The organism is Streptomyces sp. NPDC044003 (genome assembly GCF_056435185.1).
Genome location: NZ_JBWKFA010000003.1, coordinates 922443 through 934704, shown reverse-complemented (window position 1 = coordinate 934704; position 12262 = coordinate 922443). Strand labels below are relative to the sequence as shown.

The following is a 12262-nucleotide window of genomic DNA, read 5'->3' as shown; positions in this document are numbered from 1 at the left end:
CTCAGGCGACATCGAGCACGAGGGGTTTTCCGAAGGTCGCCCATGCGCGCAGCGCTCCCCTGTCCATCAGGGTGATCCCGTATCTCGCCGCGGCTGCCTCCGCCTGGGCGGTGAAGCGGACGTTCGTCACCATGAGGGGATGGGTCGCCCGGTGGTCGGGCCGTGCCGTGCCGTTGAACGTCTGCACGTCCGACACCCCGATCGCCGCTCCCGCCTTCCTCCGCAGCTTGCACTGCACGACGATCCGCTCCCCGTTCCCGCCTATGGCGATGACGTCCGCTCCCCCGTCCCCCGCGCCGCCATGCGTGCGCCGTACCTCGCAGCCGTCGCGTTCGAGGAGCGAGGCGATCAGCTCCTCGAAGCCGCGGGCGGACAGGTCCCGTATCTCCTCCAGGGAGATGCTGTCGTCGCTCCGCAGGAACTCCTGGCGCCGCTCTTCCTCCAGGGACAGCTCGCGCGTCTCCTCCCGGTACGTCTCCAGAGCGCGGTCGAGGTCCGCCCGTACCCGCGTCGACTCCTCGAGCAACTCCCCCAGGGGCGCCGCCTTGGCCGAGGGGAACTCGGTGCGCCGCTCCCTCACCAGCCGGCCGAGGTCCGCCATCACCTCGTCACGGGCCTGCTCGCACCACGCCACGGCCTTCTCCGTACGTGCCACCAGCTCCCGCAGTTCTCCCGCAAGGATCGTCTCCACCGCGCAACGGCCGTACCGCACGGTGTCCTGTGGGGTCCTCGCGTTCCTGAGGCCGCGAAGGGCCGTCCGGCAGCGGTCGAGCTCCGCTTTCGCCTCCTCGTCCAGACCGCGCCAGTCGGCCAGCAGGTCGTGCGCGAGCCGTCCCTCCGTCACCCAGGCGAAGGCGGCCTCCAGGTCCACCTGTGTCGCCTGCTCACGTGCCGAGTCCAGGAGACGCCGCACCGTGCGCTCCGGTGCGGGGCGGACCTCGTCCGCGGAAGGTTCCCTCACGTTCATGCATGCACCCTAGGGACAGGCACTGACACCGCCCCTCGTGCGGCAACACCCCTGGTCGCGGAACCACATGCCGCCGCAGCACGTCTGTCCACACATTCACATGATCACGAACCTTGCCGAAGGAGTCGCACGTGACGGAGACAGCCGCCCGCTATCTGTATCTGGCCCGGCACGGTGAAGCGTCCGAGGACGAGAGCACGTTGACGGACAGGGGTCGCCGCCAGGCCGTCCTGCTCGGCGAGCGGCTGCGGAAGGCCCCGCTCATGGCGATCCATCACGGCCCGCTGGCCCGCGCCGAGCAGACGGCTCGGCTGGTCGGCGACCAGCTCGACGGGGTACCCGTGCGGATGTCCGCGCCCGCCGGCGACTACATCCCCTACATTCCGCGGCGCGAGGAACTGCCCTCGGAGTCGGCCGACGCGATGCTCGGTTTCCTGGCCGGGTTCCCGGCGCGGGAGCGTGAGGAGGGGCCCGGACTGGCCGCGGAGGCCGTCACCCGGTTCACCGGCCCCGTCGACGGCGACCAGCCGCGCCACGAACTCGTCGTCACGCACAACTTCCTCATCGCCTGGCTCGTCCGGGAGGCCCTCGACGCGCCGAAGGCGCGGTGGATGGGCATCAACCACGCGAACGCGGCTCTGACCGTCATCCGGTACGCGCCCGGCCGGGCCCCTGCCGTCCTCTTCTTCAACGACACGGGGCACCTCCCCGCCGAGCTGCGGTGGACCGGCTTCCCTCCCGAGCTGCACATCTGACGGCGCGGAGGACCGCCCGGGAAGCCGGGGCCGGAGGCGCGCGGTCCGGATCGTGGACCTCCGGGGCACTTGATCGCGGCCTCCGCAGTCACCATGATCATCAAGACGAGACGCAACCCCGGAGAGGCAGGGAGCCCCTCATGCGAGTCAAAGCCTTCGATCACCTGGTGCTCAACGTCACCGACGTCGACAGGTCCCTCGAGTTCTACACCGGCGCCCTGGGCCTCGCGCCCGAGCGCGTCGAGGAGTGGCGGGCCGGCAAGGTGTCGTTCCCGTCGGTACGCATAAACGAGAGCACCGTCATCGACCTGTTCTCCCGCCCGCGCGGCGAATCCAACGTCGACCACATCTGTCTGGTCGTGGACCCCCTGGACTGGCAGGAGGTCATCGACTCCGGCACGTTCGAGGTCCTGGAGGGCCCGGTCCCGCGCTGGGGCGCACGCGGCTCGGCCCAGTCGGTCTACGTGAAGGACCCCGACGGCAACACGGTCGAACTGCGCTGGTACCCGCAGGACGTCGAGAACTGAGCGAGACAGGCCGCTCCCGCGCCCGCTAACGTACCGGCGAGTAGGCAGTGGGGGCGGTCTCCCCCACCGTGCGAGGGGAGCGGGCCATGACCATGGATCGGCAGTGGAGCCTGGAGGAGAGCACGGTCGTCGACGCGCCGCCGGAGGTCGTCTACCGGCTGGTGTCGGACCTGCGGAACATGGGGCGGTGGAGCCCGGAGTGCCGCTCCGTGTGGGTCCTGCGGCCTCCGGCACGGACCGGAACCCGGTTCGTCGGGTTCAACCGGCGCGGGCCGTTCCTCTGGCCGACCCAGGGTCGGGTGACCCGGATGCGTCCGGACAGCGAGTTCGTCTTCGACATCAGCGCCTTCGGGCTGCCGATCGCCCGCTGGGGCTACCGCTTCGAACCGGAGGGCTCGGGGACCCGGCTCACCGAGTTCTGGCAGGACCTGCGGACGGACGGGTCCCGGGCCAGGGTCGCCGAGCTGCTCGGCACGGTCTTCGCCGGATCGAACCCCGCCCGCCGCATCGCGCTCAACCGTGCCGGAATGCGCACCACCCTCGAACGCATCGCGCGGACCGCGACCGCCGGGGCCTGAGGTCACGGCCTACCGGAGAGCGCGTCACGTGCCCCGGTAGGCCGTACGCAGCTCCGCCGGGGTCCGGTACAGCACACACCGGCGCAGCGGTCCCTCGGGGACGCTCGGGTCCTCGAAGTCGTCGGCCGGCTCCCGGGTCATGCCGATCCGGTGCATCACCGCCTGGGAGCGAAGGTTGTTCACGGTCGTCGACGCGAGCACCTCCGGCAGCCCGAGGACCTCGAAGCCGAAGGCCAGGCAGGCCCGGGCGGCCTCGGTGGCGTAGCCGTGGCCCCATGCCGTACGGGTCAGGCGCCATCCGACGTCCACCCCCGTGAAGGGCATGTCCTCGCCCACCACGTCCAGGCCCGCACGGCCGACGAATGCACCGGTCGCCCGTGATTCGAGCGCCCACCAGCCGAAACCCCGCTCGTCGAAGTCGGCCCGCATGAGGGCGACCACGGCGTCGCTCTGTTCCCGCGTCAGGAGGTCCCCGAGGTGTTCCCGAACCTCGGGATCGGCGTTCATGGCCGCCCAGGGTTCCAGGTCGGATTCCCGCCAGCGGCGGAGCAGCAGTCGATCGGTTCGCAGTTCTGGCATGCCACCCAGCCAACCCGGCCGGGACCGGGGTGTCGACCGGTTATACGACCGCCTACCCGTACGATCCCTTGATCGTGATGTCCGTCGCAGCCGGAGGAGAGCACGTGGAAGACCCGACGCAGCGGGAACAGGCGAGCCCGGAGGTACGCGAGCGCGTCCAGGCGAGTTTCGACCGCCAGGGGCTGATGGCCCACCTCGGCGCGCGCCTCTCGCACATCGGCCCCGGTCGGGTGCACATCGTGCTCCCGGCCCGGCCCGAAGTGACCCAGCAGCACGGCTACTTCCACGCCGGGGGCACCGGCGCCATCGCGGACAGCGCCGGTGGTTACGCCGCCCTCACCCTGTTTCCCGAGGGCTCCGAGGTGCTCACCGTCGAGTACAAGCTCAATCTTGTGGCGCCGGCCGTCGGCGCACACATAGAGGCGGTCGGTACCGTTCTGAAGTCCGGCCGGACGCTGACCGTGTGCCGCCTCGACGTGTTCGGTGTCCGGGCCGACGGCGAGCGGAAGCTCGTCGCCGCCGGGCAGCAGACGCTGATCCGCGTGGACGGAGCCGAGCAGTGAGCCCCCGGGCCGGGACGGTGAGCCCGCGGCCGCCGACGTTGCCGTCCTGGGCCACCTGGTGGCAGCGGCCGTTCCCCGACGCCAACACACTGCTGCTCCACGGGAAGCAACCGGCCCTGGTCGACTCCGGGTTCGTCGGCCACGCCGAGGAGACCGCCGAGTGGGCCCGCGCCCGGGCCGGACGGGTCGGTCTGGTCGTGAACACGCTCCCCCAGACTCCGTCCGGGGGTGCCCCCAGCACTCCGACCACGTCGGCGGCAACGCCCTCCTCCAGGCACACGGCGCCGCCGTCGCCGCCGGGGCCCCCGAAGCCGAGGCGCTCGCCCGCCGGGACCCGGGCTGTTGCGCGGCGGAGTACCTCGACCAGCCGGTCGCCCCGTACTCCGTGGACCTGTCCCTCGACGACGGGCAGATCCTCCGCCTCGGCGACACGGACTGGGAGGTCGTCCGCACCCCCGGTCACACGCCGGGCCACCTGGCCCTGTGGCAGCCGGAGGAGCGGCTGCTCGTGGTCGGCGACGCGCTGTCGGACTACGACGTCGGCTGGGTCAACCTCGCTCTCGACGGGCCCGACGCCGCGACGACGGCGCTCGCCTCCCTCCAGCGGATGGCCGACCTCGATCCGCGGGTGATCCTGCCCTCCCACGGCCCGGTGCCCGTCGACACGGGGGCCGCGTTCGCCGCCGCCCTGCGCCGGGGCCGGCGGCTCGTCGACGACCCCGACGGAGCCGTCTGGTACGGAGTCCGCCGGATCTTCGCCTTCGCCCTCATGATCCGCGACGGCATCCCGTCCGAGGAGGTCGAACCGTACCTCCACGCGCGTGCGTGGCTGACGGACGCCGCACGCCTCCTGCGTCTCACTCCCGAGGCTCTGGCCACCGACCTGGTGACGTCCATGCTCTCCGCCGGCGGGATCGTCCTGCGCGACGGGCGACTGCACGCGGCGGCCGGCCACACCCCCGTGGCGGCCGAGTCGCTGCGTGTGCCCTACCCGCGCGCGTGGCCCGCGTCCGAGCCGAGCTGAGCCGCGCTGACGCAGGGAGTCACGGTCTGTCCTCGCACATCGGGTCGTCGATCGCGCTCACGGTGTACGGGGGCCGGCCCGGCGGCTCGTCGAGCTGGCTGTTGACCACGTAGAGGCGGCAGCCGTGCCGCGCCAGGGTGGTCGGCAGGTCGAAGGGGCCGTCCGTGAGGCGATGGGTCACCGTGCCCGTCCGCAGCTCCTCGTCGAGCCGGGCGAGGTAGACGCCGTGCGGGGCACCGTAGTTGAGCACGGCGTACAGCGTCCGGCCGTGCAGCACCATGCCGTCGGCGCCGAAGGACTGGTCGCCGAGGTCGAGCCTGCTGACGTCCTTGTCGGCGGTGCCGATCCGCCAGACGGCCTCGGTGCCGTTGGACGCCACCAGGAGGGTGGAGCCGGACTCGTCGGCCACGATGCCGTTCAGCAGCCAGTACTGGGCGGGGAACTGCGGGAAGGCGGCACGGATGTCGAGCCAGGGTTCGAGGGGGCCGATCGTGGAGCCCCGGATCTCCGCCCGGTGGACGACGGGGTTGGCCCAGTCCGTCACGTACACCGCGTCCTCCGTCACGACCAGGTCGTTGAGGTGGGGCGCGCCGAGCGGTCCGCCGCGTGCCGTCCGGGTGGCGAGGAGTCGTCCGTGGCGGTCGTGGACGGTCAGGCTCGCGCCGCCCACGGACAGGACACGGCCGCGCCGGTCGGTGTGCACGCCCAGGGTGCTGGGCCGGTCCTCCAGGCCGCGCGCGGGGAACGGCTTCAGGTCCGGGTCGCCGACGCGGCCCCGGTAGAGGGTTCCCCGGCCGTCCGAGGAGACGTACAGGGTGCCGTCCGGGGTGACCGTGATCCCTTCGGGAAGCACGCCCGGGTCCCGGGAGACGACATAGGTGTCGGGCAGGTCCCGGGCGCTCGCGGGGCCGGGGGCGCCGGCGAGGGCGGTGAGGAGAAGTGTGGCTGCGAGGCAGGCTGTTCGGGCGGGGATGCGGCGCATCGGCACGACCTCCGGCGTGGGTATCGGCGGGTGGTGAGGGGGACAACGGGAGCCTCCTGCGTCCTCGCCGGGAACGCACTGCCTTTCACCCCTGGGTGAAAGGGTCCGCCGGGCCGATAATCGGTCGACATGATCCGCCTTCACTTCACGGCCGCCGACCTCGGCCGGATCACCCTCGCCCCGGCGGCCGACGCGCTCTCGGAGACCGCCCTGAGCCTGCGGCTGAGTCTGCGCCTGAGCCGTGCGCGCGAGATCCGTGGCCGCGCACAGCCGTACCGTCCGCGGCCCGCGGCCCGGCAGTGGCACCACTCCCTGCGGGGAGGCGCGGCCGCCCGCGCCGGTGTCCTCGCCGAACTGGTCGCGGAGGACGGCTTCGTACCGGACTTCCTGCTGCAGCCCTCGGCACACGACTTCGCCGACGCCCTCGACGCGGCCGCGTCGACGCCCGCGGAGCGCCTCGCACGGGATCTCGGGATCCCGGAGGTCTCCGGCTGGAACGGCGGTCTGGCCCGGCCCGGCCGGTGGGCCCACGAGCTCGCCCAGGGCTCGCCCGCGGCGTCCCGCGTCCTGCTCGACGACACGCGGCGCTACTTCGAGACCTCCGTCGAACCGCTCTGGCCCCGGATCCGCCGCGACACCCTCACCGACCGCGCGCTACGGGCCGAGATGCTGCTGCGCGGGGGTGTCGACGCCCTGCTGACCACGCTCGGGACGACCTGGCGGTGGCAGGCACCGACCCTGCACCTGCCCTCCGCGTCGGCGTACGACGTCCCGCTCTGCGGGCGCGGACTGCTGCTGGTCCCCTCGTGGTTCGCGACCGGCCCGATGGTGATGTACCGGCCCGAGTCGGCGACCGTCCTCGTCTACCCGATGTACGACGGTGACGACGCGGTCGGCGCCGGGGCGGGGGCGGCCGGCTCGGCCGAGGACCGCCCGGAGGTCCTCGCGGCGCTCCTCGGCCGCACGCGGGCCCAGGTGCTGGCGCTCCTGCGCTCCCCCGCCACCACCACGGCCCTCGCCGAACGCGCCCGTGTGTCCCTGGCGGCGGCCAGCGGACACGCAAGCGTCCTGCGGGGCGCGGGACTTGTGGACACGGTGCGCACCGGGACGGCGGTGCTCCACAGCCTCACCCCCCTCGGCCACTCGCTGCTGGCCGGGATCTGAGCGCCCGGGGGGCGGGTCACCAGTCGATGTGCGCGGCGATCCACTCGGCCAGGTCGTCCTCGGCGTCGGCGGGCGGAAGTGCGGGAGCGCAGTCGAGGGGGGTGCAGGACAGTTGCAGGTGGGTGAGGTAGCCGTACGGGCCGTTGTCGGCCGCCGGTCCGAGCACGAGGGCGTGCGTGGCGGTGCGCCAGATCCGGTGCGTCAGGGCCGGCCCGGTGACGAGGCTTTCGGCGGACAGGACCGTCCGCTCGGGCGGCGTGCCGAGGTGGTCGGTCACCGCCCGCGCGGCCCGCGCCAGCACCGCCTCGCAGGCGTCGACGGTGCTGGGCCTGCTTCCGCTCCAGCCGGGCTGCTCCCGCCAGCGGTCCACGAGGCCGTACAGCCAGGAGGCGTTGGCCATGTCCTCGTCGTGCGGGTCGACGGGGTACACCTCTCCGAACACCAGGAACGTCCGGGCTTCGGGGCATCCGAACGGGCTGACCACATCCGTGCAGAGCACATGGCCGTGCGCGGTGCGGAAGGACTCGCAGACGAGCGCGTCCTCCCGGACCCAGCCCCGGAGTCGTAGTTCCGCGTCGACGGCGGCCTCGTCGTCGTCCGGGACGGGTGGCACGGCGGGCAGTGCCACCAGTTCGGCGACGGCCTCGGCCGTCAACGGCCGGTGGGCGAGGGCATGCACGGGAACGGACATGTCGATCACAGTAGAACGGCTCCGCGATCACGCCGATCACCGGGTGGCGGCCCGGTGGTGACTACCGCCGTCCCGTGGCGGAGCGGCCCTTCCACTGGGCGGTGAGGATCTGGCCGAGGGCCAGCACGCTGAGGCCGAACATCAGGACGCCCAGGGGGACATGGAGGGCCGGCTTGTGCGCGATCCCCAGCACCACCTGTATCGAGGAGAGCACGAGGAAGCCGGTCGAGTAGAGGATGGGCCGGGGCGAACCGCCGCCCGGCTTCCAGGCCAGGACCGCCGCAAGGACGTACAGCATGGTCGCGCCGTACGTCACGCGCGCCCCGACGCCGTGGATCAGCTCGCCGGTGGCCCCGGACAGCAACAGCCCGGCCGTGGCCGCCTGGAAGAACAGGGTGAGGGTCTGCAGGGCGATCGAGACCTGCAGGAAGATGCGGCTGCCGCTGCCCTGCACTGCCGTGGTCTCCGCAGTGGTCTGCACAGTCGTGGCCATGACGTGATCCTTTTCTTCTGCCTCGCGGCGGTTGCCTCGCGGCGGTGGCTCGGTAGTGTCTCGACTGTCCGACGACGCAGGCCCCTGAAATGTGAGGCCGCTGCCGAACTTCATTTCCGGGGGCTTCTCCGTCACACGGACACGGGACCGACAGCGTCATCGCACGAGACGAACGAACCAGGGAGCACTCGCGATCATGAGCACCTCCATCGAGCCGGGACTCGACCGGTCCGAGCCGGACCTGAGCGTGGTCGTCGGCGAGCGGCGCCACCTGCTCAACCTCGGCTACCGGCTGCTCGGTTCGCTCGCCGAGGCCGAGGACGCCGTGCAGGAGACGTACGCCCGCTGGTACGCGCTGTCGCCACGCCAGCGCGAGGCGGTCGACTCTCCCGGGGCCTGGCTGACGACGGTGGCCGGCCGTGTCTGTCTGGACATGCTCGGCTCGGCTCGGGTCCGCCGCGAGCGCTACGTCGGGTCGTGGCTGCCCGAACCGCTGCCCGACCGTGTGGAGTGGTCCAGTGTGCGGGCGGACGCCGACCGGGCCGAGCCCGTCGACCCCGCCGACCGGATCACCCTGGACGAGTCGGTGAACATGGCGTTCCTCGTCGTGCTGGAGTCGATGACGCCGGCCGAACGCGTGGCGTTCATCCTCCACGACGTCTTCCGGTACCCGTTCTCCGAGATCGCCGACATCGTCGGCCGGTCCCCCGCGGCCTGCCGGCAGCTGGCGTCCTCGGCCCGTCGGCGCGTCCGGGCGGCGCAGCCCCCGGCCGCGCCGGTGGCCGGACAGGCCGCTCTGGTACGGCACTTCAAGGAGGCGTGGGAGGCCAGGAACATCAAGGCCCTCGTCGATCTGCTCGACCCCGAGGCCACGATGACGGCAGACGGCGGCGGCCTGGTCGGCGCCGTACTGCGTCCCGTCGAGGGCAGCCGGCTCATCGCCCAGTACCTCATCCACATCGCCGACAAGGCTCCCGGGCTGACGCTCCTGGAACGGACCGTCAACGGTCAGCCCGGGCTCGTCGCGCAGAACGCCGGTGTCACCGTGACCGTGGCGGCGTTCGACCTGGCCGACGGCCGTGTCACCCGCATCTGGGCGGTCCGCAACCCGGAGAAGCTCCGCCCGTGGACGGAGGAGGGCGAGAGCTGACCCGTCAGGCGGAGGGCGAGAGCTGCTCGCGTACCCACGCGGGGTCGGGGTTGGTGAACGGCCGGCCCGCCACGACGACCGTCGGCACGGTCTCGTTGCCGTCGTTCGCCGCCCTCACGTCCGCGGCTCCGTCCGGGTCGCGCCAGATGTTCACCCAGTGCAGCCGGCGGGCACGGCGGCCCAGGCGCATGCGCAGCCGCAGACAGTACGGACATCCCGGCCGCCAGTAGACGATCGGCCGGCCGTCGGCCGCGCTGCGACGCCGGGCTTCCTCCGCGCCGATCGACCTCGGGTAGATCAGCGGCGAGTTCGCCACCGCGAGCAGCAGGAAAACCAGGAGGAGCACGGTGCCTTGGCCGGGGTTGCCCCGGGTGATCGGCCCGGCCGCGACGAGTGCGCCGCTGATGACCAGTAATGTCGGCAGGATCCAGGCACGTGTCATGACGACGCAGCCTACCGACGGGAGCATGGCGTGCGCGGTCCGGGCTCGTGCTTCGGGTCAGGGCGTGGTGACGAGGCGGCCGAGTTGCGGGGCGAGCCAGGGCCTGCGGCCGCCGGCGCGCATCCGGCCCAGGGCGATCGCCTTCCAGATCGGCATGCGCCGGAAGGACACCAGCAGGAAAGCGGTGGGTGAGACCGTGAGCCTGCAGTCGTAGGCGCGCGGCGGGGCGTCGCGGGTGACCGTCATCGTGCCGTCGTCGACGAGGACGGCGAGCCGGAGACCGCCCTTGACCACGAGGTCGAACGCGATGCTGACGCCCCGCGCCTTCTCCGTGTCCAGGGCCGCCGCCATCATCGTCGGCATCGACTGACCGAGCACCAGCCGGGCTTCGTCCGCGCCGATGGGCCACGGCAGTCCGGAGCCGCGCGCGATGTCGAGGCCGTGGACGAGGGTCTCGCTCAGCATCAGGCCGGTCACCGTCGCCAGGGTGAGGGGAACGTCCTCCCCGTACCAGGGGGCTTCGAGCGGGGTGTCGTGGGAGAGGCCTGCGGTGACCCGCAGGAAGGTCTCGCCGCGCTCGGCGAGGAAGTCGCCCAGGTGGGCGCGCTCTTCACCGGTGACGAGACCGATGGACGTGGCGTTCATGGCGGTGATGCGGTCGACGAACGAAGCGTCGCCCGGCGGGAGGACGCCGTCCAGGTCCAGGGTCTCGTCGGCGGAGGCTGTGGCGGTGTACGCGAGGTAGACGGCCGCGAGGTGGGCGCCGACGTCGCCGACCGACCACACCGGGACACCGGAGGCCGCGTCGAGGTCGGGTGCGTTGCGCAGGAGCCGGGCGAGCCGCGGAACCGCCGCGCCCAGGGCGGCGCGTGTCCTCGCGTGCTCGGTGACGGGATCGAAACTCGTGACGGTGCCCATACCACTCCCCCATGCTGCGGACGGGCCCGCAGATTACCGCCCGGTAGGACGGTCACGGTAGGGCTCTTCAGCGGCCTTTCAGCGGGCCTTCAGCAGGCCGGCGATCCTGTCGAAGCCTCGTCGTTCCGCGTGCCGCAGGGGGCTGACGCCGTCCGCGTCCGCGAGGTTGGGGTCGGCGCCGGCGGCGAGGAGGAGCTCCACGACCTCCTGGTGCGGCCGCTCTCCGTCGCCGAGGATCACCGCTTCCAGGAGGGCCGTCCAGCCGAAGTCGTTGACGTGGTCGACGTCGGTGTCGGTCTCGTCGAGGACCGCTCGTACGTAGGCGACGTGGCCGTGTTCGCTCGCGGGGATCAGCGAGATTCCGCCGAAGCGGTTGCGCAGCGTCGTGTCCGGGCCGGCCGGCAGCAGCGTACGCATCATCTGGACGCTGCCGGTCACGCCGGTGACCAGCCATGCGCTGTCCTGGCGGCGGTCCTGGGCGTTCGGGTCGGCGCCGGCCTCGACGAGGACCCGGGCGGCGGCCACGTGGTTGCCGAGCGAGGCGAGCAGCAGCGGGGAGCGCAGCTCCTCGTCGCGGGCCTCCACGGCGGCGCCCGCCGCCAGGGCGGTGCGGACCGCGTCGGCGTCGCCCTGGCGGGCGGCCGTGAGGAGCCGGCTGTTGCGGTCGTCCATCCCTGTCCTCCATGTCCGTGACGAGAAGACCGGCGGCACCCGGACGGGGGGCCGGGTACCGCCGGGGTCTGCGGGGTGTTACTTCGCGAGGGCGGCGACGCCGGCCTGGGCGAACTTCTCGTCGAGGTCGCCCGAGGGAGCACCCGCGACGCCGATGCCCGCGATCGGGGCGCCCTTGGCGGTGACGGGGGCGCCGCCGGCGAGGAAGAGGGTGCCGGGGATGTCCTTCAGGGTCGGGGCGTTGGTGAGGCGCTTGGCGAGCTCGGAGGTCGGGGCGTTCCAGGAGACGGCGGTGTACGCCTTCTTGACGGCCGACTCGTAGGACTGCGGGCCCGCGCCGTCGCCGCGCAGGGTGACGATGGTGGTGCCGTTGCGGTCGACGACCGCGACGGAGACGCGCTGGTTCTCCTTCTCGGCGGCGTCCAGGGTCGCCTGCGCGGCCTTCGTGGCCGCCGCGATCGTCAGGTGCGTCGTCTCCATGGTGTTGCCGTTGTCCGCGTCGGCCATGACGGCGGCGGGAGCGGCGGCCGGGGCGGCGGCGTTCGCGGAGACGGTGCCGAACAGGCCCGCGGCGAGGGCGCCGGCGGCGACGGTACCGGTCAGGACACGGGTGCGCAGGGTCATCTTCTTCACGATCATCAGCTCCTTGGGCATCAACCCCCTCGGGGGGCTCGGGAAGCTCTGCGTTCCCGCTCTGACATCCATCCTGGTGGCGCTCGGGGCCCTGTCCGGTCGGCCTACGGGCTCGGTCCGGCGC

Annotated in this window: 16 protein-coding genes; 7 read left to right on the top strand and 9 right to left on the bottom strand. The window is 72.5% G+C overall.

The window, feature by feature from the left end; translation table 11 throughout:
* Position 1 precedes the first annotated feature (1 nt).
* Positions 2-967, bottom strand: coding sequence for a restriction endonuclease (locus AC07AW_RS16205; RefSeq protein ID WP_478816072.1), 966 nt, complete (start codon positions 965-967; stop codon positions 2-4).
* Between the two features lie 131 nt (positions 968-1098).
* Between AC07AW_RS16205 and AC07AW_RS16200 the strand changes: the two genes are divergently transcribed.
* The 3 genes from AC07AW_RS16200 to AC07AW_RS16190 all read left to right on the top strand — a co-directional run bounded on the left by AC07AW_RS16200 (position 1099) and on the right by AC07AW_RS16190 (position 2827).
* Positions 1099-1722, top strand: coding sequence for a histidine phosphatase family protein (locus tag AC07AW_RS16200; RefSeq protein ID WP_478816071.1), 624 nt, complete (start codon positions 1099-1101; stop codon positions 1720-1722).
* A gap of 140 nt (positions 1723-1862) precedes the next feature.
* Complete coding sequence (locus AC07AW_RS16195) at positions 1863-2249, top strand: VOC family protein (RefSeq protein WP_478816070.1); 387 nt, start codon at positions 1863-1865, stop codon at positions 2247-2249.
* 86 nt (positions 2250-2335) lie between these two features.
* The gene (locus AC07AW_RS16190) at positions 2336-2827 is read left to right on the top strand and encodes an SRPBCC family protein (RefSeq protein ID WP_478816069.1); all 492 of its coding nucleotides are present in this window, start codon (positions 2336-2338) and stop codon (positions 2825-2827) included.
* A 24-nt stretch (positions 2828-2851) separates the two neighbouring features.
* Here the strand turns inward: AC07AW_RS16190 and AC07AW_RS16185 are convergent, their stop codons facing one another.
* Positions 2852-3406 (bottom strand): GNAT family N-acetyltransferase, encoded by a 555-nt coding sequence (locus AC07AW_RS16185; protein WP_478816068.1) that lies wholly within the window; start codon positions 3404-3406, stop codon positions 2852-2854.
* A 104-nt stretch (positions 3407-3510) separates the two neighbouring features.
* Here AC07AW_RS16185 and AC07AW_RS16180 point away from each other — a divergent pair, with 104 nt between their 5' ends.
* Complete coding sequence (locus AC07AW_RS16180; RefSeq protein ID WP_478816067.1) at positions 3511-3969, top strand: PaaI family thioesterase; 459 nt, start codon at positions 3511-3513, stop codon at positions 3967-3969.
* 160 nt (positions 3970-4129) lie between these two features.
* Positions 4130-4993, top strand: a complete 864-nt coding sequence (locus AC07AW_RS16175) for an MBL fold metallo-hydrolase (protein WP_478816066.1) — start codon at positions 4130-4132, stop codon at positions 4991-4993.
* 19 nt (positions 4994-5012) lie between these two features.
* Here the strand turns inward: AC07AW_RS16175 and AC07AW_RS16170 are convergent, their stop codons facing one another.
* A complete protein-coding gene (locus AC07AW_RS16170) occupies positions 5013-5975 on the bottom strand; it encodes an SMP-30/gluconolactonase/LRE family protein (RefSeq protein WP_478816065.1) in 963 nt (320 codons plus the stop codon).
* A 129-nt stretch (positions 5976-6104) separates the two neighbouring features.
* Here AC07AW_RS16170 and AC07AW_RS16165 point away from each other — a divergent pair, with 129 nt between their 5' ends.
* Complete coding sequence (locus tag AC07AW_RS16165; protein ID WP_478816064.1) at positions 6105-7139, top strand: ArsR/SmtB family transcription factor; 1035 nt, start codon at positions 6105-6107, stop codon at positions 7137-7139.
* Positions 7140-7155: 16 nt separating this feature from the next.
* Here AC07AW_RS16165 and AC07AW_RS16160 read toward each other — a convergent pair whose 3' ends face one another.
* Positions 7156-7830 carry a hypothetical protein gene (locus AC07AW_RS16160; protein WP_478816063.1) on the bottom strand — a complete coding sequence of 225 codons (675 nt, stop codon included), beginning with the start codon at positions 7828-7830 and terminating at the stop codon, positions 7156-7158.
* A gap of 61 nt (positions 7831-7891) precedes the next feature.
* A complete protein-coding gene (locus AC07AW_RS16155; RefSeq protein WP_478816062.1) occupies positions 7892-8323 on the bottom strand; it encodes a hypothetical protein in 432 nt (143 codons plus the stop codon).
* Between the two features lie 196 nt (positions 8324-8519).
* On the opposite strand from AC07AW_RS16155, the gene sigJ reads away from it, so the two are divergent.
* Entirely contained in the window at positions 8520-9473 is a 954-nt protein-coding gene (gene sigJ / locus AC07AW_RS16150) for an RNA polymerase sigma factor SigJ (protein WP_478816061.1), read from the top strand.
* A 4-nt stretch (positions 9474-9477) separates the two neighbouring features.
* On the opposite strand, the gene AC07AW_RS16145 is transcribed toward sigJ, so the two are convergent.
* From AC07AW_RS16145 to AC07AW_RS16130, 4 genes are all read right to left on the bottom strand, one after another.
* On the bottom strand, positions 9478-9915 hold the full coding sequence (locus tag AC07AW_RS16145; RefSeq protein ID WP_478816060.1) for a glutaredoxin domain-containing protein: 438 nt from the start codon (positions 9913-9915) through the stop codon (positions 9478-9480).
* A 57-nt stretch (positions 9916-9972) separates the two neighbouring features.
* Complete coding sequence (locus tag AC07AW_RS16140; RefSeq protein WP_478816059.1) at positions 9973-10833, bottom strand: maleylpyruvate isomerase N-terminal domain-containing protein; 861 nt, start codon at positions 10831-10833, stop codon at positions 9973-9975.
* A gap of 78 nt (positions 10834-10911) precedes the next feature.
* Positions 10912-11505 (bottom strand): ankyrin repeat domain-containing protein, encoded by a 594-nt coding sequence (locus AC07AW_RS16135; protein ID WP_478816058.1) that lies wholly within the window; start codon positions 11503-11505, stop codon positions 10912-10914.
* Between the two features lie 78 nt (positions 11506-11583).
* Positions 11584-12138 (bottom strand): GlcG/HbpS family heme-binding protein, encoded by a 555-nt coding sequence (locus AC07AW_RS16130; protein ID WP_478816057.1) that lies wholly within the window; start codon positions 12136-12138, stop codon positions 11584-11586.
* Positions 12139-12262 lie beyond the last annotated feature (124 nt).